At 69.7% G+C, this 24,314-nt stretch carries 25 protein-coding genes and 1 tRNA gene; 12 read left to right on the top strand and 14 right to left on the bottom strand.

Annotated elements, in window-relative coordinates; translation table 11 throughout:
- From VGB75_17890 to VGB75_17880, 3 genes are all read right to left on the bottom strand, one after another.
- A partial coding sequence (locus VGB75_17890; protein HEY0168920.1) for a hypothetical protein occupies positions 1-311 on the bottom strand: 311 nt, incomplete at its 3' end.
- 186 nt (positions 312-497) lie between these two features.
- On the bottom strand, positions 498-1,070 hold the full coding sequence (locus tag VGB75_17885; GenBank protein ID HEY0168919.1) for a peroxiredoxin: 573 nt from the start codon (positions 1,068-1,070) through the stop codon (positions 498-500).
- A 111-nt stretch (positions 1,071-1,181) separates the two neighbouring features.
- Positions 1,182-1,256, bottom strand: a tRNA-Val gene (locus VGB75_17880).
- A 122-nt stretch (positions 1,257-1,378) separates the two neighbouring features.
- Here VGB75_17880 and VGB75_17875 point away from each other — a divergent pair.
- Entirely contained in the window at positions 1,379-2,266 is an 888-nt protein-coding gene (locus VGB75_17875; GenBank protein HEY0168918.1) for an SURF1 family protein, read from the top strand.
- A gap of 123 nt (positions 2,267-2,389) precedes the next feature.
- Here the strand turns inward: VGB75_17875 and VGB75_17870 are convergent, their stop codons facing one another.
- On the bottom strand, positions 2,390-2,902 hold the full coding sequence (locus VGB75_17870) for a peroxiredoxin (GenBank protein HEY0168917.1): 513 nt from the start codon (positions 2,900-2,902) through the stop codon (positions 2,390-2,392).
- A complete protein-coding gene (locus VGB75_17865; GenBank protein HEY0168916.1) occupies positions 2,899-3,357 on the bottom strand; it encodes a DUF3052 domain-containing protein in 459 nt (152 codons plus the stop codon). The genes VGB75_17870 and VGB75_17865 overlap by 4 nt, the downstream gene beginning before the upstream one ends.
- Before the next feature lie 213 nt (positions 3,358-3,570).
- Between VGB75_17865 and aceE the strand changes: the two genes are divergently transcribed.
- From aceE to VGB75_17840, 5 genes are all read left to right on the top strand, one after another.
- Positions 3,571-6,294 (top strand): pyruvate dehydrogenase (acetyl-transferring), homodimeric type, encoded by a 2,724-nt coding sequence (gene aceE, locus VGB75_17860; protein HEY0168915.1) that lies wholly within the window; start codon positions 3,571-3,573, stop codon positions 6,292-6,294.
- Between the two features lie 88 nt (positions 6,295-6,382).
- Complete coding sequence (locus tag VGB75_17855) at positions 6,383-6,646, top strand: type II toxin-antitoxin system prevent-host-death family antitoxin (protein ID HEY0168914.1); 264 nt, start codon at positions 6,383-6,385, stop codon at positions 6,644-6,646.
- 6 nt (positions 6,647-6,652) lie between these two features.
- Complete coding sequence (locus VGB75_17850) at positions 6,653-7,078, top strand: type II toxin-antitoxin system VapC family toxin (protein HEY0168913.1); 426 nt, start codon at positions 6,653-6,655, stop codon at positions 7,076-7,078.
- Between the two features lie 215 nt (positions 7,079-7,293).
- Entirely contained in the window at positions 7,294-7,890 is a 597-nt protein-coding gene (locus VGB75_17845; protein HEY0168912.1) for a hypothetical protein, read from the top strand.
- Positions 7,891-8,035: 145 nt separating this feature from the next.
- On the top strand, positions 8,036-8,824 hold the full coding sequence (locus VGB75_17840) for a DUF5701 family protein (protein HEY0168911.1): 789 nt from the start codon (positions 8,036-8,038) through the stop codon (positions 8,822-8,824).
- On the opposite strand, the gene VGB75_17835 is transcribed toward VGB75_17840, so the two are convergent.
- The 4 genes from VGB75_17835 to VGB75_17820 form a co-directional block, all read right to left on the bottom strand.
- Positions 8,798-9,748 (bottom strand): aldo/keto reductase, encoded by a 951-nt coding sequence (locus tag VGB75_17835; protein HEY0168910.1) that lies wholly within the window; start codon positions 9,746-9,748, stop codon positions 8,798-8,800. The two genes, VGB75_17840 and VGB75_17835, sit on opposite strands and share 27 nt — an antisense overlap.
- 81 nt (positions 9,749-9,829) lie before the next feature.
- Positions 9,830-11,128, bottom strand: coding sequence for an AMP-binding protein (locus tag VGB75_17830; GenBank protein ID HEY0168909.1), 1,299 nt, complete (start codon positions 11,126-11,128; stop codon positions 9,830-9,832).
- Between the two features lie 82 nt (positions 11,129-11,210).
- Positions 11,211-12,050, bottom strand: a complete 840-nt coding sequence (locus VGB75_17825; protein ID HEY0168908.1) for an NAD-dependent protein deacetylase — start codon at positions 12,048-12,050, stop codon at positions 11,211-11,213.
- 61 nt (positions 12,051-12,111) lie between these two features.
- Complete coding sequence (locus tag VGB75_17820) at positions 12,112-12,966, bottom strand: LysR family transcriptional regulator (GenBank protein HEY0168907.1); 855 nt, start codon at positions 12,964-12,966, stop codon at positions 12,112-12,114.
- Positions 12,967-13,036: 70 nt separating this feature from the next.
- On the opposite strand from VGB75_17820, the gene VGB75_17815 reads away from it, so the two are divergent.
- The gene (locus VGB75_17815) at positions 13,037-13,957 is read left to right on the top strand and encodes an EamA family transporter (GenBank protein HEY0168906.1); all 921 of its coding nucleotides are present in this window, start codon (positions 13,037-13,039) and stop codon (positions 13,955-13,957) included.
- A gap of 18 nt (positions 13,958-13,975) precedes the next feature.
- On the opposite strand, the gene VGB75_17810 is transcribed toward VGB75_17815, so the two are convergent.
- The 3 genes from VGB75_17810 to VGB75_17800 form a co-directional block, all read right to left on the bottom strand.
- Positions 13,976-14,479, bottom strand: a complete 504-nt coding sequence (locus VGB75_17810) for a very short patch repair endonuclease (protein HEY0168905.1) — start codon at positions 14,477-14,479, stop codon at positions 13,976-13,978.
- 50 nt (positions 14,480-14,529) lie between these two features.
- On the bottom strand, positions 14,530-15,702 hold the full coding sequence (gene dcm, locus VGB75_17805; GenBank protein HEY0168904.1) for a DNA (cytosine-5-)-methyltransferase: 1,173 nt from the start codon (positions 15,700-15,702) through the stop codon (positions 14,530-14,532).
- Between the two features lie 77 nt (positions 15,703-15,779).
- Positions 15,780-16,520: a pirin family protein gene (locus tag VGB75_17800; protein ID HEY0168903.1), complete on the bottom strand. Its 741-nt coding sequence runs from the start codon at positions 16,518-16,520 to the stop codon at positions 15,780-15,782.
- A gap of 23 nt (positions 16,521-16,543) precedes the next feature.
- Here VGB75_17800 and VGB75_17795 point away from each other — a divergent pair, with 23 nt between their 5' ends.
- The 5 genes from VGB75_17795 (at position 16,544) to VGB75_17775 (ending at position 21,653) form a co-directional block, all read left to right on the top strand.
- The gene (locus tag VGB75_17795; GenBank protein ID HEY0168902.1) at positions 16,544-17,758 is read left to right on the top strand and encodes a helix-turn-helix domain-containing protein; all 1,215 of its coding nucleotides are present in this window, start codon (positions 16,544-16,546) and stop codon (positions 17,756-17,758) included.
- A gap of 148 nt (positions 17,759-17,906) precedes the next feature.
- Positions 17,907-18,905 (top strand): ACP S-malonyltransferase, encoded by a 999-nt coding sequence (locus tag VGB75_17790; GenBank protein ID HEY0168901.1) that lies wholly within the window; start codon positions 17,907-17,909, stop codon positions 18,903-18,905.
- Positions 18,905-19,873 carry a beta-ketoacyl-ACP synthase III gene (locus tag VGB75_17785; protein HEY0168900.1) on the top strand — a complete coding sequence of 323 codons (969 nt, stop codon included), beginning with the start codon at positions 18,905-18,907 and terminating at the stop codon, positions 19,871-19,873. Before VGB75_17790 ends, VGB75_17785 begins: the two co-directional genes overlap by 1 nt.
- Before the next feature lie 184 nt (positions 19,874-20,057).
- Positions 20,058-20,303, top strand: a complete 246-nt coding sequence (locus VGB75_17780; protein ID HEY0168899.1) for an acyl carrier protein — start codon at positions 20,058-20,060, stop codon at positions 20,301-20,303.
- 96 nt (positions 20,304-20,399) lie between these two features.
- A complete protein-coding gene (locus VGB75_17775) occupies positions 20,400-21,653 on the top strand; it encodes a beta-ketoacyl-[acyl-carrier-protein] synthase family protein (GenBank protein HEY0168898.1) in 1,254 nt (417 codons plus the stop codon).
- A gap of 49 nt (positions 21,654-21,702) precedes the next feature.
- Here VGB75_17775 and VGB75_17770 read toward each other — a convergent pair whose 3' ends face one another.
- Positions 21,703-22,200, bottom strand: coding sequence for a DUF3145 domain-containing protein (locus VGB75_17770; GenBank protein HEY0168897.1), 498 nt, complete (start codon positions 22,198-22,200; stop codon positions 21,703-21,705).
- 434 nt (positions 22,201-22,634) lie between these two features.
- Positions 22,635-23,909: a hypothetical protein gene (locus tag VGB75_17765; protein ID HEY0168896.1), complete on the bottom strand. Its 1,275-nt coding sequence runs from the start codon at positions 23,907-23,909 to the stop codon at positions 22,635-22,637.
- Positions 23,910-24,314 lie beyond the last annotated feature (405 nt).

Below are 24,314 nucleotides of genomic sequence, written 5' to 3'. Positions count from 1 at the left end.
GGCTGGTCCTTGTAGGCATGGCCGAAGAAGACATGCCGGTGTCGCAGCGCGAACGGCTCGGCGGGCAGCTCCTTGAGCCCGAGCACCACGGCATCGGCCGGCGCGTCCGGCCAGCCGCCCGTCTCGGCCAGCCGGGCGCCGGCAGCGGCGTAGTCGGCATCGGTGAACACCCGCTGGGCGGACCGCTCGACGACCACCTCGATGCCTTCGCCGATCAGCTGCGCCACGTCAGCAGGCGCCAGCGGGGCACGCCGCTCCGTGAGCCGGGACTCGGCCCGCACCCACAGCGTCAGGCCCTGTCCAGCGGCCATCACAGCACCGGGACCCGGGCGCTGGCCAGCGGCAGGTGGCGCTCAGCTCGCGCCGGCCTCGGCAGTCCGTACGCCACGGGTACGCGCGGAATGAGCGGCCCTGGCGCTGACAGGTCGGTCGTCATCTGAGGAAGTGTGCCCTAACCGAACCCGGTTCACACAGGGCTGGCCGATCTCACTCCCCTGCTAGCCCCGCGGGTTGGCGAGCAGCCAGTCCAGGACCTGCTGGGCGTGCGTGTCCGGCGGGAAGACCGGGTAGAACGCGTGCTCGATCGCGCCGTCGCGGACCACCAGAGTCAGGCGGGAGTACAACCGGTCGTGCCCGGCCGCGGCGAAGGTCGGCAGGTTCAGGGCGTCGGCCAGGGCGAACTGCGGGTCCGACAGCATGCCGAACGGCAGGTGCAGCCGGTGGACCGCCTCAGCCTGGTAGTCCGGGTCCTGACTGGACAGGCCCCAGACCGCGGCGACGCCCGCAGCCCGGAGGTCGGCGAAATGGTCGCGGAACCCGCATGACTCCGGGGTGCACCCACGAGCACCCGGAATGGCATTCCAGCCCTGCGGCAATTCCACGCCCGGTTGGCCGGTGCGCGGGTAGAGGTAGATGACCGTTCGCCCCGGCCCCAGGGCGCCGAGGTCGACGGCCTGCCCGTCGCTGGCGCGCAGCGAGAGCGCCGGCATCGGCAGCCCGGGCAGGTGGTCGGCCGCGCCGTCGTCCTGCGGGGCCGGAAGGTCATCGGGCAACGTCGTGTAGGCGGTCATCGTGGCGGTTCCCCTCTGCGCACACCGGTCATCGGCAGGATCATCGAAGCACCTTCGGCCACTGCCGACACCGGCCGACGTTCTCGGTCAGTGGTTGGAGTGAGCGTGTTCTGGTGGGCGCTGTTGGGATCGAACCAACGACCGCTCGGGTGTAAACCGAGTGCTCTCCCGCTGAGCTAAGCGCCCTGACCAGCCCCACCGGAGCACCCGGCCGCAACCTGCCGACCGAGCCGCCCCGGTCAGGACCGGCGACAACCGTGCAAGGGTACCGGTGCCGTTCCACAGCACGCCGTCGTAGTGTCATGGGCGTGCTTTCGACCCTGCGGCAACCCCGTTACCTGGGGCTGTTCGGCCTGATGCTGGTGCTCGCCACCGTCTGCGTCCTGGCCGGAACCTGGCAGGCGGAGCGGTTCCAGGACAAGCGCGAGACCAACCAGAGACTGCGCGCCGAGACCCGGGACCGTCCGGTGGACGTCACCGCGGCGCTGGGCAAGGCCGCCGCCCCGATCTCCGACGGCGCGGCGCAGAGATACCGCCAGGTGACCGCGACCGGCAGGTACCTCAGCGAGCACGAGACCCTGCTGCGCAAGCAGAGCGTCGGCGGTGACGTCGGCGTCATCGTGCTCACCCCGCTCAAGACCGCCGACGGCGTGCTGCTGGTCGCCCGCGGCTTCGTGCGCCAGACCGGTGCGGCCACGACCACGCCGGCCATCCCGCCCAGCCCGTCGGGCACCGTCTCGATCACCACCCGCCTTGAGCCCGCCGGCAGCAAGCCCGATAAGTTCGGCCAGTTGCCCGGACGGCAGGTCGAGTCCGTCAACCCGGTCTCCCAGGCCCGCCGGATCGGCGCCCCGGTCTGGACCGGTTACGCCGAGCTGCTGGCCGGCCAGCCGGGCGCCGCCGGGCTGACCACGCTGCCTGGCCCGGACCTGTCCAACCCGGCCGGCGGCGCCGAGGAGCCGCAGCACGCCGCCTACGTGGTGCAGTGGTACCTGTTCGCCCTGCTGGCGCTGTGCGCGCCGTTCGTGATGGCCGCCGCCGAGCGGCGACGTGACCGGGCCGGACAGGCGCTGCCGGTGGCGCCGGGCAGTCCCGGCCCCGAACCGGGCAGCCGCGACGCCCAGCCGCCCACCGGCAGGGCAGCCGCCAAGGCCAAGAAGGCCTCGCTGGACGACCGGCTCGCCGGCCGCTCCTAGGCACAGCAAAGCTAGGCGACTGCTCTTAGCTAGGCGACCGCTCCTGGCTAACCGGCCGCTCCTGGCTCGACGGCCGGTACTGGCCTTAGCCAGCCGACCCGGCCGGCCCCGGCAGCAACAGGGCTAGCTGGCCACTCCGGTGGTCAACGCCGCGATCTCGTCCAGCCAGCGCTGCGGATCGCGCCCGACACCGATCTCCTTGGCCTCGCTGAAGCGGATGACGCCGTCCCGGTCGATCAGGAACGTCCCCCGGTTGGCGACCCCGGAATCGGTGTTGAAGACCCCGTACGCCTGGGCGACCTCGCCATGGGGCCAGAAGTCGGCCAGCAGCGGGAAGTTCAGCTCGTCACGCTGGGAGAAGATCTTGTGCACGAAGGACGAGTCGATACTCAGCGTCAACACCTGCACCGCGTCGTTGGCGAAGTCGTCGATGTTGTCACGGATCGTGCCCAGCTCACCGGTGCAGATGCTGGTGAAGGCCCACGGGTAGAACACCAGCAGCACGGCCTTGGAACCCCGAAACGACGACAGTGTCACGACCTCGTTGTTCTGGTCACGCAGCGTGAAGTCCGGGGCCTCGGCGCCGACCGGCAACGGGCTCAGGCCGGGGATCGAATCGGGATGCGAAGTGGTCATCGGCGGTCTGCCTTGCCACGCTCGACGCCGGCCTTGGCGCGCCTGCTCACCAGCCGGGCGCCGGTCCAGCCGGCGGCCAGCGGCAGCAGCGAGGTCTGGGAGAGCCCCGCCGTCGGGGCCGCTTCAGAGATGTCTGAGGGCTCCACATAGCCGGCCCGGCCACGCTTGGGCGTCAGCAACCAGATCACCCCGTTGTCGGCCAACGGGGCGATGGCGTCCACCAGGGCGTCGACGAGGTCGCCGTCGTCCTCCCGGAACCAGAGCAAGACGACGTCGACCACATCATCTGAGTCCTCGTCCACCATGTCGTCGTCCAGGCGGTCCTCGATCGCTTCGCGCAGAGCCTGGTCGACATCGTCGTCATAGCCCAACTCCTGCACAACCATGCCTGGCTCGATGCCGAGGCGGTCAACCAATGCAGTCGTGTTTTCCCCGGTTCCGGGGGTGGTGCTCACTGCCGGCCTCCATGTGTGCCATAGCGGTACAGGTGGGATGGCGGTGAAGGACATCCTCACCGTTGGTAATCGTGCCCCGGTAGATAACCACACTTCGGCGGCTATGCAACCCTCCGGGATACCGATCAGTAAACATCAGAGGTCACATCTTCTTGCCCAAAGGTGGACACTGGACGGGTGACTCGTGATCGCTACAACATCATCACCGACGGATTGCCGAGCCAGCTTCCCGATATCGATCCCGGCGAGACCCGAGAGTGGATCGAATCGTTCGACGCTGCGGTGGACCATGACGGCCGTCAACGCGCCCGGTTCCTGCTCCTGAAGTTGCTCGAACGCGCCCGCGAACGCCAGGTCGGCGTTCCGGCGCTGCGCAGCACCGACTACATCAACTCGATCCCGCCCGAGCGGGAGCCCTGGTTCCCCGGCGATGAGCACATCGAGCGCCGTATCCGGGCCTACATCCGGTGGAACGCCGCCATCATGGTGAGCCGGGCCAACAAGCACCTGGGCGTCGGCGGGCACATCGCCACCTACGCCTCGGCGGCCTCGCTCTACGAGATCGGCTTCAACCACTTCTTCCGGGGCAAGGACCTGGCCAGCGGCACCGGCGACCAGATCTACTTCCAGGGCCACGCCGCGCCCGGCATCTACGCCCGGGCCTTCCTGGAGGGCCGGCTGAGCGAGCAGCACCTCGACGGCTTCCGGCAGGAGCAGTCCAAGGCGCCCTACGGCCTGTCCTCCTACCCGCACCCCCGGCTGATGCCCGATTTCTGGGAGTTCCCGACCGTGTCGATGGGGCTCGGCCCGATCGGGGCGATCTACCAGGCCCGGTTCAACCGCTACCTGGCCGCTCGCGGCATCGCCGACACCGCCAACTCCCACGTGTGGGCCTTCCTCGGCGACGGCGAGATGGACGAGGTCGAGTCCCTCGGCGCGATCGGCGTGGCCGCCCGCGAGGAGCTGGACAACCTCACCTTCGTGATCAACTGCAACCTGCAGCGCCTGGACGGGCCGGTGCGCGGCAACGGCAAGATCATCCAAGAGCTGGAGTCCTACTTCCGCGGCGCCGGCTGGAACGTCATCAAGGTCATCTGGGGACGCGATTGGGACCCGCTGCTGGCCATGGACCGCGACGGCACGCTGGTCAACAAGATGAACAGCACGCCTGACGGCCAGTTCCAGACCTACACCGTCGAGTCCGGGGCCTACATCCGCGAGAACTTCTTCGGTGGTGACCAGCGGCTGCGCAAGATGGTCGAAGACCTCTCCGACGAGCAGCTGCGGGTGCTCTCCCGCGGCGGCCACGACTACCGCAAGGTCTACGCCGCCTTCGCCTCGGCCCGGGCGCACGTGGGCCAGCCGACCGTCATCCTGGCGCACACCATCAAGGGCTGGACGCTGGAGAGCTTCGAGGGCCGCAACGCCACCCACCAGATGAAGAAGCTCACCAAGGTCGACCTCAAGGCCTTCCGTGACCGGCTGCACCTGCCGATCACCGACGAGGCGCTGGAAGCCGACCTGCCGCCCTACTACCACCCGGGCGAGAAGTCCGACGAGATCCAGTACATGAAGGAGCGCCGAGAGGCCCTCGGCGGTGTGCTTCCCAAGCGGGTCAACCGGGCCAAGCCGCTGGCGCTGCCCGACTCGCAGGCCTCGGCCTACGCCGAGCTGAAGAAGGGCTCGGGCAAGCAGAGCATCGCCACCACTCAGGTGATGGTCCGGCTGTTCAAGGACCTGATGCGTGACAAGGAGATCGGCAAGCGCTTCGTGCCGATCATCCCGGACGAGGCCCGCACCTTCGGCCTGGACGCGATCTTCCCGACGGCCAAGATCTACTCCCCGCACGGCCAGGAGTACGACGCGGTCGACCGGGACATGCTGCTGTCCTACAAGGAGTCGACCTCGGGCCAGATCCTGCACGAGGGCATCAGCGAGGCGGGTTCCACCGCGTCGCTGATCGCGGCCGGCACCGCCTACGCCACCCACGGCCAGCCGATGATCCCGTTCTACATCTTCTACTCGATGTTCGGCTTCCAGCGCACCGGCGACCAGTTCTGGCAGTTCGCCGACCAACTGGGCAGGGGCTTCGTCCTCGGCGCGACGGCCGGGCGGACCACCCTGGCGGGCGAGGGCCTGCAGCACGCCGACGGGCACTCGCTGCTGATCGCCTCGACCAACCCGGCGGTGGTGGCCTATGACCCCGCCTACGCCTACGAGATCGCCCACATCGTCGAGTCCGGGCTTCGCCGGATGTACGGCGCCTCCGAGCAGCACCCGAGCGGCGAGGACGTCTTCTTCTACCTGACCATCTACAACGAGCCGATCCCCCAGCCGGCCGAGCCGGCCGACGTGGACGTCGAGGGCATCCTGCGAGGCATCCACCGGGTGTCGAGCGCGCTCGGCGAGCCGGGCCGGCCGCGGGCCCAGGTGCTGGCCTCCGGCGTCGCGCTGCCGTGGGCGATGCGGGCCCAGGAGCTGCTCGGCCAGGACTGGGGTGTCGATGTCGACGTCTGGTCGGTGACGTCCTGGAATGAGTTGCGCCGCGACGCCCTGGACGTCGATGAGCACAACTTCCTGCACCCGGACGCCGAGCCGCGCACGCCGTATGTCAACACCAAGCTGGCCGAGACGTCCGGGCCGGTGGTCGCGGTGTCGGACTACATGCGCGCCGTGCCGGACCAGATCGCCCAGTGGGTGCAGGCGGCCGGTCGCGACTGGAGCTCGCTGGGCGCCGACGGCTTCGGATTCGCCGACACCAGGGGCGCGGGTCGCCGGTTCTTCCACATCGACGCCGAGTCGATCGTGGTGAACGTGCTGGCGCAGCTGGCCAAGCGGGGCGAGGTCAAGCCCGAAGCGGCCCGCGACGCCCTGGAGAAATACAAGATCACCGACGTCGCCGCCGCGCACGCGGGGTCGGCGGAGGGCTCGGCCTAACCCGTCGGTCAGCCAGCCGGCTTAGACGAGCCACGCTCATTCCCGGCTCGGTGTACAATTCAACTCTGCTGTGTTGTACGCTGGGTTGGTGGACGTCGCGATAAGCAGGCTGAGAGCGGAACTGTCGGGCTGGATCGAACATGTTCGCACCGGTGAAGAGGTGGTCATCACAGAACGAGGTGTCCCGGTGGCGCGGCTGCTGCCGATCGACACGGCGCCGCTGATCGAGCGGCTGACTGAGCAGGGCGTTCTGGGCAGGCCGGAGCGTGCCGACCGGCCATCTGCACGAGGCGTTGTCCGGGCGCGGGCAACCGGTTCAGTCTCGGAGCTGGTCGCCGAGCAGCGCCGCTGACAACCCATGGCGATCGTCTATTTCGACAGCAGTGCGTTCGTGAAACTGATCATCGACGAAGCCGGCAGCGACCTGGCCGCGGGGCTGTGGGACGCCTGCGATGTGGCAGTCTCCAGCCGGTTGGCTTATCCCGAGGTACGCGCCGCGTTGGCCGCCGCCGGCCGAGCCGAGCGGCTCGACCGGGGCGAGCAGTCGCAGGCTGAATCGCTCTGGGAGGACTTCTGGGCGGCGACCCGGCCTGTCGAGTTGACCAGGGCGATCGCGGCCGACGCCGGCGCATTGGCTGCTCGGCACTCGCTGACCGGCGCTGACGCGGTGCATCTGGCGAGCCTGCTGGCAGTGGGTTTGACCGGCACCGTGTTCGCTGTATGGGATCGCCGGCTACGCACCGGCGCGCAAGCGGCAGGCGTACAGCTGGCGCCGCTGGCCTAACTGATCGACTTGGTGCTCGCCTACAGAGTTGGCGAGAGCGGGCAAGAAAGGACGACTCGCAAATTTACACCGTCAACGCGTCCCCTAACTGGAGTTACGGGATCCGCTTTCGGCATGCGCCATTTGCTCTCGAGTCACCTGCTCTACTCTTCGCATGTGCCAACGACTACCGTTGACTGCCCCTGCGCATGCTGACTCTCATCGTCGGGTCAGCAGTGACGCTGCTGGTCGCCGTCATCACCGCCTTCTCATCAGGCACGCGGGCACGGGCGCGCAAAGAGATTCAGGAGTTGCTCGATATCCGCGCCAAGGTGCCCGTATCCGAGCAAGAGCACATAGATCTTATCGTCATCTGGCGACTTCAAGCGCTGACGAAGATCATCTCTTGGCCGCGATACTGGCGCCTACAGTGGGCCGCGGTAGCCATGCTCATCTCGATTGGCCTCGCCCTTACCGCGACTTCCTTTTACTACTCACACAGAGCCGCCTCTCAAGAGAAGTACCTCACCGACGATGCGACACGGACCAGGTTGATCAATACTGTCCAGACGTTGAGTGATCGTTCTGACCAAGCCGCGATAGCCGAGCTAGCGACGGCCCAACGGTCAATCTTGGCAACCATTGAGAACGACAGTTCTCGCCTGACGAAGCTGGAGCACCTGTCCAAGCTGGCAGTGGTCTACAGGATTGCGGGGATCGTTCCACTCGCCGTCGCATTGGGCCTCCTCTACCTACTAGCCCGCCAATTAATTCAGCAAGCGAAGACTCGCGCGGAGATCGCTGAAGCGTCCGACAACGATGACCAGCCGTAGTTCTCCTTTGCTGAACTTGCGTTACGTAGTACTAGCTGACAAGCAAGGACCCCAGTGGAGTGCTGCCTGTAACGCACTCGCGACAGATGGGAACTTCTCGGGGAGGAATGGCGTTGACTCGCCACCCGAGTTCAGGAGCCCTGCCTTGCCTGCTGCCGCCTCCGTTTCCGCCGCCGCGTTGCCGTCCTTGTCCGAGCAGGTCGAGCGGCTGGTCGCCGCCGGGGTGCACGACCTGGCCGGCATGAGCGCCGGCGAGCTGCGCGCGGCGGCGCCCGAGGACGCAGCGGCAGGCAGCCTGCTGGTGATCCACCCCGCCCGGGTGCCGGCCTCGGCGCTGGCCCCGCTGCTGAGCCGGGACGGGCACGGCGGCTTCGTCGTCTCGGACATGCAGGACGTCGATGACTTCACCGCCATCGAGCTGTCGACGCCGCCGGCCGGCGCGCTGTACCTGGTGCGGGGACTCGACCGCGGCGACGGCATGCGCAACTGGAGCCCGGACGAGGCGCTGCCGGCCATCGCCGCGGCCGGCAGCAGCCCGCTGACCCTGGTCGAAGGCCTGCACTGGCTGCTGCAGCAACCCGGCATCCTCGAGCGCAACTGCTGCTTCATGACCGTCGGATCCCGGCTGCGCAGGCCCAACGGCAGCCTGGACGCCCGTACCCCGGCGATCTGGATCAGCAACGGCACCGGCAGGGATGGCAGGGAGCGCCGCAACGCGCCCAAGGTCGGCTGGTGCTGGGCCGGCAACCGGCACACCTGGCTCGGCTTCGCCTCGGCCAGCGAGCGGATGGCCGTCGAAGCCCGTCCGCAACGCCAGCCCACTGCGGCTGGAGCAGCGAGTAGCGCGGCCGGAGCAGCGAGCAGCGCGGCCGGAGCAGCGAGCAGCGCGGCCGGAGCACCGAACAGCTCAGTAGCGGGCGCCGACCACCTGTGAGCCGAGAGGGTCCAGCTCGTCGAGGTCCTCTTCGGTGAGCCGGACCTCCAGCGCCGCGACGTTCTCTTCCAGCCATCTGGTGCGCTTGGTGCCGGGAATGGGCGCCACCGACACTCCGAGCCGGCCCGACTGCGCGTGCACCCACGCCAGCGCGATCTGGGCGGGAGACGTCCCATGCCGCTGCGCCACCGCCCGGACCGCCGCCACGATCGCCAGGTTGGCCTGGGCGGCCACGCCCCGAAACCGGGGGTTGGCGCCGCGGAAGTCCCTGCTGTCCAGCTGCCTCGGGTCGACGGTGCCCGTCAGAAAGCCCCGGCCGAGTGGTGAGTAGGGCACCAGGCCGATCCCGAGCTCCATCATGGTCGGGGTCACCGCCTCGACGTCGCGGGTCCACAGCGAGTACTCGCTCTGCACCGCCGTGATCGGGTGCACCGCGTGCGCCCGGCGCAGCAGCCGCTCGTCCACCTCCGACAATCCCAGATAGCGAACCTTGCCCTCGGTGACCAGCTCGGCCATCGCGCCGACCGTCTCCTCGATCTCGGCGTTGCCAGGCGGGCGGTGCAGGTAGTACAGGTCGATCACGTCCACCCCCAGCCGCAGCAGCGAGGCCTCGCAGGCACGCTTGACGTAGCCGGCTTCGCCACGGAACACCTGGGCCTGATCGCCTGCGGAGCGGTCTATGCCGAACTTCGTCGCCAGCTGCACCTGCTCGCGCCGGCCGGCGATCGCCCGCCCGACCAGCACCTCGTTGTGACCGGCGCCGTAGACGTCAGCGGTGTCGATAAAGCTGACACCGAGGTCGAGGGCCCGAGAGATGGTGGCGATCGAGGTGTCCCAGTCCGTCGGCCCGTACCACTCGCTCATGCCCATGCAGCCCAGGCCCTGGCCAGAGACCTCGAGCTCACCCAGCCTGATCCGATCCATGCCCCCCTGACCTCCGATCTGTCGTCACCCGAGATGACGGTGCGTCACCGATTCTTCGACCGTCATTGCTAGTTCATCGGCTCAGCGCCGGTCAAGCACCCGGACGGCCTTGCCCTGCGAGCGCGTGATCGACTCCGGGGCCAGCACCTCGACGGTGACGCTCACCCCGATCCGGTCCTTGATCAGGGCGCCCAGCGTCGCTGCCAGGGCGCCGGTGGCGGCCCCGGGCTCGCGCGACTCGACCCGCACGCTCAGCTCGTCCAGCCGGTCGGGCCGGCTCAGGACGCACTCGAAGTGCGGCGACAGCTCCGGCACCGACAGCAGCAGCTCCTCGATCTGGGTGGGGAAGACATTGACGCCGCGGATGATCATCATGTCGTCGGTGCGTCCGGTGATCTTCTCGATGCTGCGGAAGGCAGGGTAGGCGCCGCCCGGCAGCAACCTGGTCAGGTCCCGGGTCCGGTAGCGCACCACCGGCATCGCCTGCTTGGTCAGCGAGGTCAGCACCAGCTCGCCGGTGTGGCCCTCCGCCAGCACCGCACCGGTCTGCGGATCGATCACCTCCGGGTAGAAGTGGTCTTCCCACACCTGCAGGCGGCCGGGATGCCCGGCCGCCTCCTGGCCGATCCCGGGGCCCATCACCTCGCTCAGGCCGTAGATGTCCAGCGCGGTCAGCCTGGCCCGCTGCTGCATCTCCGCGCGCATCGCCTCGGTCCACGGCTCGGCGCCGAAGACGCCTATTCGCAGGGACGTCTCGGCAGGGTCGATGCCCTGGCGGGCCAGCTCATCCAAGATCGACAGGAAGTAGGACGGCGTGACCATGATGATCCGGGGCTCGAAGTCGGTGATCAGCTGCGCCTGCCGCGCCGTCATGCCACCGGACACCGGCACGACCGTGCAACCCAACCTCTCGGCGCCGTAGTGGGCGCCCAGCCCGCCGGTGAACAGGCCGTAGCCGTAGGCCACGTGCACGATGTCGCCCGGCCGGCCACCGGCTGCGTAGATCGAGCGGGCCATCACCGACGCCCAGGTCTGGATGTCCTGCGCGGTGTAGCCCACGACGGTCGGCTTGCCGGTGGTGCCGGAGGAGGCATGCACCCGCGCCACCTGCTCGCGGGGCACCGCGAACATGCCGAACGGGTAGTTCTGCCGCAGCTCTGCCTTGCTCGTGAGGGGAAACAGGGCCAGGTCGGCCAGCGAGGTCAGGTCGTTCGGATGAACCCCGGCGCCGTCGAATGCCGCCCGGTAGTGGGCGACGTTGTCATAGGCATGTCGCAGGGACCACCTCAGCCGGCGCAGCTGCAGCTCGCGCAGCTCACCGACCTCGACGTCGGCCAGCTCGTCGAAGGCCTCGACGTCATCCAGTCGCGACAGCTCCATGGACCCGTCCTCCCTGTCGGTCTCTCGCACCGGCCTGCCACCGGCGCGCCCTACCGCCGGCTGGCAACCCGGCCCGCCTCGCTCAGCTCTCGACCGCGGCGGCGGCCAGCGCCGGCAGCAGCTTGCCGAGCGGGCCGTCGAGCAGCACGTCGGCCAGCGGGTCACCGCGGGTGGCGCCCTGGTTGACGATCGCGACCGGGATGCCGCGGGCGGCCGCACGCCGGACGAACCGGAAACCGGAGGCCACCGTCAACGATGATCCCAGCACCAGCAGCAGCTGGCTCGCCTCGACCAGGGCATAGCAGCGGGCCACCCGCTCGGCGGGCACGTTCTCTCCGAAGAAGACCACGTCGGGCTTGAGCGGGCCGGCGCCGCAGTCCAGGCAGTCCACCACGTGGAAGGAGGTGATCTCGGAGTCGGCGAGCTCGACGTCGCCGTCCGGCTTGACCGGCCCGGTGCTGCGCAGGTCGCGGGCGCGCGGGTTGGCCGCCGACAGCCGCTCGTCGAGCTCCTCACGCGGGCTGATCGACCGGCAGCTCAGGCAGATCACCCGGTTCAGGCCGCCGTGCAGCTCGATCACCTCACGGGCGCCGGCCGCCTGGTGCAGGCCGTCAACGTTCTGGGTGATGACGCCGCTCAGCAGGCCGGCGCGCTGCAGGCGGGCCACTGCCTTATGACCTTCGTTGGGCTCGGCCTGCTCGATCCGCTGCCAGCCGCGATGGCTGCGCGCCCAGTAGCGCTGCCGTCCCGTCGAGCTGGCGGTGAACTCCTGAAAGGTCATCGGCGTGGCGGGGTGCAGCCGCCCGGTCGGTCCCCGGTAGTCCGGGATTCCGGACTCGGTGGAAAGCCCCGCGCCGCTGAGGACCACGACGTTGCCCGGGCGGGTGAGCTTGACCAGCTTCTCGAAGTCGGCGTCCTGCACCTGACCACGGTAGGTCGCCACGGCTGGCGGAGGGAGCCGAGTGGCGCACATCAAACGCTGGTCAGCCATAGGCCCGGCAGATGAGCTGGAGCAGGTCCGACAGCGCCGGCGGCGGGCTGTCGCGCCACCAGGCCAGCCGCACGGCCACCGGCTGCGCGTCCCGGACGGGACGGTAGATGACCCCCGGGCGCGGATGCTGACGTGCGGTCGCCTCCGACGTCATGCCGACCGCCTGGCCGGCCGCGATGACGGTGAGCCACTCGTCGACGCCGTCCACGCCGCGGGTGCCCACGGGTGCGGAGTCGGCCGGCCAGAGCTGCTCGGTGGTCGTGCCGGTCCGCCCGTCGACAGCGACGGTGCGTCCGGCGAAGTCGTGCAGCGTGACGTTGCGGCGCCGAGCCAGGGCGTGACCGGTCGCCACCGCGGCGAAGCGCGGCTCCACCCCGACCAGGGCCGTGGCGAACCGGTCATCGGTCACCGGCCGTCGTAGCACCGCGACGTCGACCAGGCCTTCGCTCAGTCCCGCGGTCGGCGTGTTGGACTGCACGAAGACGAGTTCGGCGCCGCCGTGTTCGACCGCCCACTGCTTCTGCACTGTGGTGGTGTGGCGGCCGAGGGCAGCCCAGGCGTAGCCCACCCGCACCGCTGCCGTGGCCTCGGAGACGGCGCGCACCATCGCCGCGGTCTCCTCCACCACCCTGCGAGCGTGCCCGATCACCCGCGATCCGACGGGCGAGAGCGTCACCTCGCGGGTCGTGCGGCGCAGCACCCGGGCGCCCAGGGCCTGCTCGAGCCCGGCGATCGTCCGGCTGACCGCCGCCTGGGAGACCCCGAGCGAGGCCGCGGCGTGGGTGAACCCGCCCTCGTCGACCACCGCGACCAGCGCGCGAAGGTGTCGCAGCTCGACGGCATTCATGCGTCAAGCGTATCGCTGGATGACAGCTAGGCATTTCACTTGTGAGCCGCCGCGGCCCAAGACTGGGCCGGTGACACGAGACCGGACGCCGCGCACGATGCGCAGTGGCGTGGTGATGCTCATCCTCAGCGGCCTGAGCAACCAGGTCGGCGCCGGCGTCGGCGCGCACGCCTTCCCGGCTATCGGGCCTGCCGGGGTGGTGGCAGTCCGGCAGTTCGTCGCCGCCGCCGTCCTGCTGCCGGTGGCACGACCGCCGCTGCGTCGCATGAGCTGGGCGCAGTGGTGGCCCGCGCTGCTGCTGGCCGCGGTCTTCGCCGTGATGAACCTGTCGCTGTACACCGCGATCGACCGGATCGGCCTGGGCCTTGCGGTCACGCTGGAGTTCCTCGGGCCGCTGGCCGTGGCGCTGGCCGGCTCGCGGTCCCGGCTGGACCTGCTCACCGCGGCAGGCGCGGGAGTGGGCGTCTACGTGCTGGTGCTGCCGGGGCCCTCCAGCGACTACCTCGGACTAGGCCTGGCCCTGTTGGCCGCGGCGTGCTGGGCGGTGTACATCCTGCTCAACCGCCTCGCCGGGACCCGGCTGCCGGGCCTGCAGGCGCCGGCGGTCGCCACCGGCCTGTCGGCGATCGCCTACCTACCCGTCCTGGCGGTGCTGGTGGCGCAGGGCCGGATGACCGGGATGCCGCTGCTCTACGCGCTGGGGACCGGCGTGCTGTCCTCGGTCATCCCCTACGCCGCGGACCTGACGGCCCTGCGCTACGTGCCCCAGCGCTTGTTCGGCGTCTTCATGAGCATGCACCCGGTGCTGGCCGGGCTTGCCGGCATGGTGCTGCTGGGCCAACTCCTCGGCGTGCACGAGTGGGTCGGCATCGCCATCGTGGTGGCGGCCAACGCCGCTGCCGTCACGGCCGCGCAGCGTCCTGCCCGGCCGGCGGCCGAGGCCCCGCGGCCCTGCGCGTCGGCACCGGCAGCAGCCGGTCAGGCGCTGTGACCGCCTCTGCGCTGCCTGTCAGCCGGAGGACGCACCGCTCAACTGGCCGGTGTTCGAGCCGGCGCTCGAGTCGGCGTTCGAGCCGGTGTTCGAGCCGGCGCCGCCGCGGGCCTCGCTGAGGACCTGGCGCACCCGCAGGGCCGCCGACTGCGGGTCCTCGTGCTCCCACACCACCAGCAGGGTCCAGCCGGCCTCGGACAGCCGGCGCTCGGTGTCTGCGTCCCGGGCGATGTTGCGGGCCACCTTCTCAGCCCAGTAACCGCCGTTGGTGGACGGGCCGCGGTAGTGCTGGGCGCACCCGTGCCAGAAGCAGCCCCGCACCTCCACGGCCACCCGGTCCCGCCGGAAGACCACGTCAACCGTCCGGCGGACTGCCGGCAAGGGGCGCTCACAGACCCGGTAACGCAGGCCCAGAGCGTGCAGCGCCCGCCGAACCGCCAGCTCCGGCTTGGTGTCCCTGCTCTTGTTGGACCGCATCGAGCTACGCACCGCCGGTGTCGATGCCCAGGACTCTTCGGCCACCGCCCCACGATACGACGCGCCCACCGCGAGCGCGCCCTGCGCCGACAGCGTCAGGCGCCGGCCACCGACAGCGCGGTGTCCCCGGACCGCAGTTGGCCGCGGACCAGAGGCATCAGGTAGTTGCCTGCCAACCAGGTGACCACCGGAACGCACACCGCGTCGCCGAAGCCGAACAAGGCCTGGTTTCGCCGAAGTCCATCCAAGCGATAGTCGGGGGCGCCCATGAGCCTGGCGTATTCACGGGGGGTCATCCAGCGCACCCGCACCTCGCCATGGCCGGCTTGCACCACGGCCTGCTTGGACGACCCGCCCCGGGCGGTGCGCAAGCATCCTGCGACGTCGTCGGGGCGGATCTCCCACACCGCTATCCCCTCTCGGGTCCGCCGGTAGGCAGTGCGGTGAGAGTAGGCGTCCAGCTCCCGCATGGCGTGCAGGCGACGCGACTGCAAGGGGCTCAGTGACCCCACGAACGCGGCGGTGCGCTCGGCGGGCCACCACTGGTCGTCGGCGGGGTCGAAGACCTCGACCTGCTGACCCAGACCTGCCGTCATCGGCGGCGGCGGGACGGGCAGCGCCGCCTGATGGGTGATCAACGTGGGGTCGCCGAACACCGCCTGCAGCCAGTCGGGGCGCAGCTCGCTGTTGCGGACCGGCGAGTCTGCGGGCGCGTCCAGCGCGCCCACCAGGAACAGCCGGGGCCGGGACTGCGGCACGAACCGTCTGGCGTCCAGGGTCAGCACGTCGATGGAGTAGCCGAGCCGGTTCAGCTCCCCCACCGCCGCGGCCAGGTCCTCGCCGCCATGGCTCGTGGCCAGGCCGACGACGTTCTCCAGCGCCAGGACCGGCGGCCGGCGTTCGCCCATCTCCTCCAGCACCCGGGTGAAGTGCCAGAAGGCGCCGGATGCCTTGCCGGCCAGGCCACGCCGGGAACCTGCCAGCGAGAGGTCGGTGCAGGGAAAGGAGCCCCAGGCCAGCGACAGCTCCGGCGGCAACGAGGCGCCCGAGACCTGGCCGATGTCGCCGAGGTGGAACTCGTGCGTCAGCGGCGCGTCCTGAAAGTGCCCGCGGTACATGTCCTGCTTGTCCGGCTCGATGTCGTTGGACCAGACGACGCCGAATCCCGCCGCTTCCAGGCCCAGGCGCACCAGGCCGATGCCCGCGAAGAACTCGGCGGCGGGGTACCTGGCCGCCGAGCCGCCGGGGAGCGCGGTCAACGTCGGCATGCCCTCACGCTAACGAATCTAGGCCCTCGATCGGCGCCGGAGACCGCTGGCCCTGACGTGTCGCCCGACAGGCGCGGCTACCGGCCGGCGTGCATCTGCCAGACCAGCAGTTCGGCAGGCTCACCGGCCGACATCCGCTCGCCGCCGCCGTCGGTGATCCGCAGCGCGTCACCGGCCACCAGCGCCTGCTGACCGGTCACGCCGTCCGGCGCCTGGACCGTCGCCGAGCCCGAGGCCAGGAACACGTGGACGTAGGGCGCGGCGGGCAGCGTCACCGTCGCGCCGGCCGGCAGCCTGGCGACCGACAACTGGGCGCCCGGCTGCCGGATGCGCACCACGTCGGGGTCATCGGCCCGAACCTGGCCGGAGGCGATCAGCACCAGCTCAGCCGTTTCCAGCCGCTCGCCCACCCGCAGCAGCCGGTGGCTCGGCGCCAGTCCCAGCTCGTCGGGGCTGAGCCACATCTGCACCAGTCGCACGGGCAGGTCCTCGCTGGCGCTGGACTCGGTATGCCGGATGCCGCTGCCGGCGCTGACGTGGTGCAGTTGCCCGGCCGCGACCAGCGTGGACTCCCCCGTCTCATCGCGATGCCTCAGGGACCCGGCGAGCACCCAGGTGAGGATCTCGACGTCGCGGTGCAGGTGCGGCCGATAGCCCGGACCTGGTTGCAGCAGGTCCTCGTTGTGGGCCAGCAGCGGACCGAAGCAGGTGTTCTCCGGGTCATAGTGCGAGCCGAACGCCAATGAGTGCCGGGAGTCCAGCCACTCGGTGCGACTGCGCGCCCGGTCCAGGCCGCGGCGTACCTGCAAGGTGCCCACCTCCTCACACTAGGCTCGGCGGCGTGGGCGGCACCCTGAGCGAGGCGACGATCAGCCGGATCGAGCAGTCCTCCGGCGCGCTGGCCACCCGCAGCCTGGCCCGGATGGATGAGCAACTGGCCTGGTTTCGCCGGTTGCCCGCCGACCAGCGCTCCTGGGTCACGCTGGTGGCGCAGGCTGGCATCGGCTCCTTCGTGGAATGGCTGCGCTCGCCCGATCAGGTGCTGCGGCTGACCGGTGAGGTGTTCGGCACCGCACCGCGTGAGCTGGCCCGCCGGGTGTCCCTGCAGCAGACCGTTGAGCTGGTGCGTCAGACCATCGCGGTGGTCGAGGAGCACGTCCCGTCCCTGGCCGGCCCGGGCGAGGAGCAGGACGTCGCCGACGCCATGTTGCGCTTCTCCCGCGAGATCGCCTTCGCCGCGGCCAGGGTCTACGCCGGCGCGGCCGAGAGCCGGGGCCGCTGGGACGCCCGGCTCGAGGCGCTGGTGATCGACGGCCTGGTACGCGGCGTGCGGTCCACCGAGGAGGGGTCACCGGTCAGCCAGCTTGCCGCGCTGGGCTGGCGGGCCGAGGGCGCGGTCACCACCGTGGTGGGCTCGGCGCCGATCGACCTGGACGCCACCCAGGCGCTGGACTCGGTGCACCGGGCGGCGCGCAGGGCGGGCTTCGACGTGTTGGCCGGGGTGCACGGCGGCCGGCTGGTCGTCGTCCTGGGCGGCATCACCGACCCGCTGGACGCGGCCAGGGCGGTCCTGCAGGAGTTCGACGACGCGCCGGTGGTGGTGGGCGGTTCGGCGCCGGGGATCGAGGGCGCGGCGGAGGTGACCGCGACGGCGTTGAGCGGGCTGCGCGCGGTGGCCGGCTGGCCCGCGGCGCCGCGCCCGGTGTCTGCTGATGACCTGCTGCCCGAGCGGACCATCGCCGGTGACCTCGGCGCCCAGCAGGAGCTGATCGACACGGTGTACCAACCGCTGATCGAGGCCGGGAATGTGCTGCTGGACACGGTGGTCAGCTACCTCGACGGCGGCCGGGCGCTGGAGACCACCGCCCGGGCGCTGTTCGTGCACACCAACACGGTGCGCTACCGATTACGGCGTGCCGCCGAGCTGTGCGGGCAGGCGCCCACCGACCCCCGAGGCGCCTTCACCATCCAGTTGGCGCTGGTGCTGGGCCGGCTCAACGGCTCCGGCGCGGCCCGTCCGGCGGCGTCGCAGAACGGTCAGATCACCTCACCGTAGGCTCGGCCAATTAGCGGAATCCTTGCATTGCAACCGCTTACATCGCCGTCCAGAATCTTCTCGATTGTAGTTAACCTCTAACTTAACGGTGAGAACACTGTGCGAGCCGTGCTCGCCGTAAGGGCTGCAGACAGTGCACCGTAAGAGTGTGATCGCCATACTCGCTCCCGGACAGGGATCCCAGGCCCCCGGCATGCTCGCGCCCTGGCTCGAACTGGAGGGTGTGGCCGAGCAGGTCGCGGCCTTCTCCGAGCTCGCCGGCCTGGACCTGGCACGGCTGGGCACCACCGCTGACGCCGAGGAGATCAAAGACTCGGCCGTCACCCAGCCGTTGATCGTGGCCATGGGTCTGATCACCGCCAGCCAGTTGACGATAGGCAGCCGGGTCGTGCTGGCCGGTCACAGCGTCGGCGAGGTGACCGCCGCGGCCATCGCCGGCACGCTGACGCCGTCGCAGGCGATCTCGTTCGCGGCTCGGCGTGGAGCGGAGATGGCCGCGGCCTGTGCGGCCACGCCCACCTCGATGGTCGCCGTCATCGGCGGGGAGGTCGACGAGGTGCTGGCTGCCATTGTGGACGCCGGCCTGACGCCTGCCAACCGCAACGGAGCGGGCCAGATCGTGGCTGCCGGCTCCGTCGAGGCGATCGCCGCTCTCACCGCCAACCCCCCACCGCTGGCCAGGATCCGGCCGTTGCAGGTCGCCGGGGCCTTCCACACCGACTACATGAGCCCCGCCGAGCAGAGTCTGCGAGCCGTGGCGGCCCAGCTGAGCCCGGCTGATCCGAGCCAGGTCCTGCTCTCCAACGCCGACGGCGCCGTGGTCGACGACGGGCCTACCGTGCTGGCCCGGCTGGTCGCTCAGGTCACCCGGCCGGTCCGGTGGGACCTGTGCCTGGACACCCTGCGCGCCCTGGGCGTCACCGGCGCCATCGAGCTCGCGCCGGCCGGCACCCTGAGTGGCATCGCGCGGCGTGAGCTGCCCGACGTGCGACGGGTCGCCGTGAAGTCACCGGCCGATCTGGAAGCGGCGCGCCAGCTGCTCGCCGAAGAGCCTTCTGAACAGACAGCACCCGAGCAGGACTCGCTGACAGCCACCTCATCCAGCGGCCCCGCGGCCGTCCAACCCGCCACCACCGGGATGTCCTGATGAACATCACGCTTTCGACCCCGCCCCGCCCGGCCGGCAGCCGGATAGCCGGTCTGGGCCACTACCAGCCGCCGACTGTCATCACCAACGACGACCTCGTCGCCCGCGGCGTGGACACCAACGACGAATGGGTCAAGAGCCGGGTGGGAATCGCCGAACGCCGGTTCGCGATGGACGAGACGATGATCGACATGGGAGTGGCCGCCGCCAGCAAGGCGATGGCGAACTCCGGCATCTCGGCCACCGACATCGACCTGGTGATTCTGGCGACCTGCACCGGCAAGCAGCAGGTGCCCGGCGGCGCCGCCGAACTCGCCAGCCGCCTCGGCATCGACTCACCCGGCGCCTATGACATCAACGCCGCCTGCGCCGGCTTCGTCTACGCCCTGAACTCGGCCTCCGAGGCGGTGACCGCCGGGCACGCCCGCAACGTGCTGGTGGTCGGCTCGGAGAAGCTGACCGACTACGTCGACCTGCTGGAGCGCGGCACCGGAATCATCTTCGCCGACGGGGCAGGCGCGGCGGTGGTGACCCCCAGCGACTCGGTGGGCATCGGGCCGGTGGTCTGGGGTTCCGACGGTGACAACGCCCACGCGATCACCACCGACGCCGCATCGGCCACCCTGCGGCAGGAGGGCCAGACGGTGTTCCGCTGGGCGACCTCGAAGATGGCAGACGTGGGTTTGCAGGCCTGCGCCGCCGCGGGTTTGCAGTCCTGGCAACTGGCCGGTTTCGTGCCGCACCAGGCCAACCTGCGGATCATCGACCTGATTGCCAAGAAGCTCAAGGCCCCCAACGTGGTGGTCGCCCGCGACATCGTCAACTCCGGCAACACCTCCTCGGCCTCCATCCCGATCGCCCTGTCCAAGATGCTGGAGCGCGGCGAGGTCGCCAGCGGCGCGCCCGTCCTGCTGGTCGGGTTCGGGGCGGGTTTGACCTATGCGGGCCAGGTAATCCTGACGCCCTAGGCCCGCCGACCCGGCGGCGCCTGCCCACCCGGCAGCGCCGTCGCCGGTCAGGGCAAGCCCACCGAGGCCAGTGAGGGACTGCGGCCCAGCCGCGGTCAGCACCATCGAGAACGACGCCGTCCCCAGTCGGGACACGGCGATTCAGGAGAAGGCATGGCCTTCGACGCAGAGAGGTAGAGCACCCGTGGCAACGAATGAAGAGATCCTGGCCGGCATGGCGGAGATCCTGAATGAGGTGGCCGATGTCGCCGAAGAGGACGTGACCGTCGACAAGTCCTTCACCGACGACCTCGATGTCGACTCGCTGTCCATGGTCGAGGTCGCGATGGCGGCCGAGGAGAAGTTCGGCGTCAAGATCCCCGACGAGGAGCTGCCCAAGCTCAAGACTGTCGGCGACGCCGTCAGCTACATCAGCGCCAACCCCAGCTGAGACGACCGGCTGGTCGCGCCGCCAGCCACCGCTGCAGCGACCGGCCGGCCGAAGCGCCGCGCACACCCGACGTAGACGAACAGAGGAAAGCCAACGATGACCGAGACTGCGGTGAACACCCATGACCCGGTGGTGGTGACCGGGCTTGGCGCGACCACACCGCTGGGCGGCGACGTCGACTCCTTCTGGAGCGCGCTGCTGGCCGGGACGTCCGGCGTGGTGACCCTGCCCTATGACTGGGCTCAGACGATCGCGGTCCAGATCGGCGCGCCGATGGCCGTCGATCCGGCCGGGGTCCTGCCGCGGGTGCTGGCCCGCCGGCTGGACCGCGCCGAGCAGGCTGCCCTGGTGGCCTCGGCCCAGGCGTGGGAGGACGCCGGCTTCAAGGGCACCTCGGATGAGAACGGCCTGGACCCCTCCCGGGTCGCGGTCGCCATCGGCACCGGCATCGGCGGCGTGACCAGCCTGATGCACCAGCACGACATCCTGCTGGCAAGGGGGCCCAGCAAGGTCTCGCCGCTGATGATCCCGATGAACATGCCCAACGGCCCAGCGGCCTATGTCGGGCTCCAGGTCGGGGCCCGGGCGGGGGTCTACACCCCGGTCAGCGCGTGCGCCTCGGGCGCCGAGGCGATCGCCTACGGCCTGGACCTGCTGCAGCTGGACCGGGCGGACCTGGTCGTGGTCGGCGGCACCGAGGCCTGCATCCACCCCCTCACGATGTCCGGCTTCGCGCAGATGCGGGCGATGTCCACCCGCAATGACGACCCCGAGCGCGCGTCGCGTCCCTATGACAAGAACCGGGACGGCTTCGTGCTCGGTGAGGGCGCGGGCGTGCTGGTGCTCGAACGGCTGTCCTCAGCGCGGGCTCGCGGCCGGCAGCCCTACGCGGTGCTCGGCGGGGCCGGCATCACCGCCGACTCCTATGACATCGTCCAGCCGGACCCGGACGGCGGGGGGCAGGTTCGCGCCGCCAAGGCCGCGATCCGGCGTTCGGGAGTCGCGGTGTCCGATGTCGTGCACGTCAACGCCCACGCCACCTCTACGCCGGCCGGCGACATGGCTGAAGCGCGCTGGATCGCGGCCCTGCTCGGTGAGCAGACAGTGGTCACCGGAACCAAGTCGATGACCGGCCACCTGCTCGGCGCGTCCGGCGCCATCGAGGCCATCGCCACTGTGCTCAGCGTGGTGAATGACGTGGTGCCGCCGACCATCAACCTCGATGACCCCGAGGACGGCTTGAACGTCGACGTCCCCACCAAGGCCCGGGAGATGACCGTGACAGCCGCCCTGAACGACTCGTTCGGCTTCGGCGGGCACAACACCTCATTGCTGTTCCACAAGCTCTGAGCCTGGGGCTGATGGTCTCAGGACGGCTTGCTCCCGCACGAACCTGCTTTCACACGACCTTGTGCATCAGGATCACCGGCGATCCGTCACCGGCTGCCCGGTAGGGCTCTAGCTCGGCGTCCCAGGACGAGCCGAGAATCTCGTGCAGTCCATGGGCGAACTCGTCGGCGGAGGTGGCCCGGCTGAGCAGGCCGCGCAGCCGCTCCTCGCTCACCACGACATCGCCGTTGGCCGACACCGCGCTGCGGTGAAAACCTCGTCCCGGCACGTAGGCCAGCCGTTCACCGTCGGTGGCGCCGGTGCCCTCCTCGGTCACCTCGAAGCGCAGCATCGGCCAGGCGCGCAGCGACGCCGACAAACGGGCTGCCATCCCGATCGGGCCTACCCAGGTCGCCTCGGCGCGTAGCTGACCGGGGGCGGCGGGCTGGGCGCTCCACTGCAGCTTGCAGGGTCGGCCGAGCACGCCAGCCAGTGCCCACTCGACATGGGGACCGATGGCGGGCGGGCAGCAGTGAATGAACACCACACCTCGCGTGGATGACGCCACATGAGCAGCAGACATCGCGCACCTCCGCAACTTCGACTCGACGGCAACGTCTTCCCCAAGCGCAGCCATCTAGAAGTAAAGCGGTGGTACGTACGTGGCTATTGTGACCCATGATGCCGCTCTGGCGCCAGCCAGTTGAGAAATCAGTCGAGAACGCTCTCAGCCACCACTCTTACGCCGGAACTGGCGCTTGCCGCCGGCCCGAGAGTGCACGTCATGGATCCGACGTGCCCGAGGCGATGGCGATGGTGAGCTCAGGCGCGTTCCGGAAGGCCGATTCCAGCAGTCAGCCCAGCAGGCTCTCGTCGTCGCGCGCACCCCGGCCACCCGGGTTCCTCGTGCTAGGACCGCCTCAACTGCCGCCCCGTGCGGCCGGGTGCGCAGAACGGCCGGCTCCGTCGAGCGGAGCCGGCCGTTCTGTTACAAGTTCCTGATCAGGAGATGTTGATGACGTATGCGGTGCCTGCGGAGGTCATACCGGAGGCGGCCTTACCCGGCGCACCGATGGCCATGCGTCCGTTGTTGGCCACGCTGACGCTGATGCCGAACTGGTCGCTGTTGTACCCGCCCGGGTAGACATTCGATCCGCCCCCCGTGGGCCAGGTGCCGGTGGTGTTCTTCCAGAGGCGCGCGGTGCCGCCGCCGCCGTACTCGAGGAAGAGGTTTGCCTGGGGTGCGCCGAGGACCACTGTCAGGCCGTCGGGGGAGATGCCAACGGAAGCGCCGAGGTGTGCACCGGCGTGGCCGGAGGAGGGGAGCGTGGCGCTGAACATAGTGGCGGTGTTACTTCCAGACCTGAAAAGGTAGCCGGCTCCGGGCCGGTAGGTCGTTGTGGTACCGCTAGTGCTGGAGTCGACGCCGGGCGCTCCGACCAGAACGGCGGCGCCGGTGGACGAGATGTCGATCGAGACGCCGAAGTTGGATGAGGTGTCGGTACTGGGGTCGGTGTAGACGTACTGCGTCGCGGCGGCGATGCCGTTGAAGGTGTACGTCTGGGCGCGCGGCTGGGTCTTCCTGACGCCGGAGACGGTCGTGTAGTACTTGGGCACGCCGACCACGGCCGTCGTGCCGGTACCGTTGAGCGCGACGGACGTGCCGAGCTGTACACCGCCGAGTCCGGTCGACACCGACGTCCTGTAGGTCCAGGCCGCGGAGGCGTCCCGGGTGAAGAAGTAAGCCGCGCTGGGCTCCGAATTCGAATATAGGAACCCCGGCGCGCCCACCAGGAGGGTGGACCCGTTGTCGCTGAGTGAAACGGAGTAGCCAAAGTTCTTTGCCGACGGGGTGAGGATCTTCGCAGTCTTCGTCCAGACGCCGCCGGAACGCTCGAACATGTAAACCGCACCGACGCCGTTCTGGTAGCCCCGCGCACCGACAGCCGCGATGTTGCCATCCGCCGAGAGGGCAACAGCGGAACCGAACCAATCGTTCAGCGACTCGTACATCCCGTCGTCGGCGACCAGAATGGCGTCTTCGGTTCGTGTGAGCCCGGTCTCGGCCGGGATGCCGCTGTAGATATAGGCGGCGCCCGGCCGATCCGCCGAGGTAGGAGTCGCACCCGTGTAGCGAGTTGCGCTTCCCACGATCGTCGTGCTGCCGTCGGTCGACACCGCGAGGAACTCGCCGAGCCGGGAATACGCGGCTGCGTCGGAAGCGATCAGCGGGGTGTACACCGCCGCGGCGAAGGCGGGCAGCGCCTGGCTCACCATCAGCCCGAGCGATACCGCTACTCCTGCAGTGACGGTCGCGAGGCGGCGCCGTGGTCGTGTCTGACTGTGCATTGTTCCCCTAAGGTAGATGCGAATTGGAGTTATCGAGCTGCGGTCGTTTACATGGCGAAGCTGAGGGTCGAACGGAGACCGTTGTTGTACTCGCCGATTCGGTTACGGGCCGCCGGGGAGACTCTTGGGAATGCCAAGGCGGCGGACAAATTTTGGAAGTTGGCGGACACTCCATCGCTCTTGCCTCCATTCCCCATACCGTTACATATCGGCACACGGAGTGGGTACCTTACGTATCAGTTTCGTGAAGTGGCTGGTTAGAGTCGGCGCGTCACGCAATGATTCACAGATAACCAGTCGCCAATAGCTTCGATAGTCACGCCCTGCTCGGGG

It is taken from the genome of Jatrophihabitans sp., assembly GCA_036399055.1.
GTDB lineage: Bacteria > Actinomycetota > Actinomycetes > Mycobacteriales > Jatrophihabitantaceae > Jatrophihabitans_A.
This window is presented reverse-complemented; position numbering and strand designations above follow the sequence as displayed.

Coding starts and splice junctions, on each gene's coding strand:
- VGB75_17885 (HEY0168919.1), bottom strand. CDS start 1,070: ATGACCGCCTACACGACGTTGCCCGATGACCTTCCGGCCCCGCAGGAC.
- VGB75_17870 (HEY0168917.1), bottom strand. CDS start 2,902: ATGACCACTTCGCATCCCGATTCGATCCCCGGCCTGAGCCCGTTGCCG.
- VGB75_17850 (HEY0168913.1), top strand. CDS start 6,653: ATGGCGATCGTCTATTTCGACAGCAGTGCGTTCGTGAAACTGATCATC.
- VGB75_17835 (HEY0168910.1), bottom strand. CDS start 9,748: ATGGATCGGATCAGGCTGGGTGAGCTCGAGGTCTCTGGCCAGGGCCTG.
- VGB75_17830 (HEY0168909.1), bottom strand. CDS start 11,128: ATGGAGCTGTCGCGACTGGATGACGTCGAGGCCTTCGACGAGCTGGCC.
- VGB75_17820 (HEY0168907.1), bottom strand. CDS start 12,966: ATGAATGCCGTCGAGCTGCGACACCTTCGCGCGCTGGTCGCGGTGGTC.
- dcm (HEY0168904.1), bottom strand. CDS start 15,702: ATGCCGACGTTGACCGCGCTCCCCGGCGGCTCGGCGGCCAGGTACCCC.
- VGB75_17785 (HEY0168900.1), top strand. CDS start 18,905: ATGAACATCACGCTTTCGACCCCGCCCCGCCCGGCCGGCAGCCGGATA.
- VGB75_17775 (HEY0168898.1), top strand. CDS start 20,400: ATGACCGAGACTGCGGTGAACACCCATGACCCGGTGGTGGTGACCGGG.
- VGB75_17765 (HEY0168896.1), bottom strand. CDS start 23,909: ATGGTGAGCCAGGCGCTGCCCGCCTTCGCCGCGGCGGTGTACACCCCG.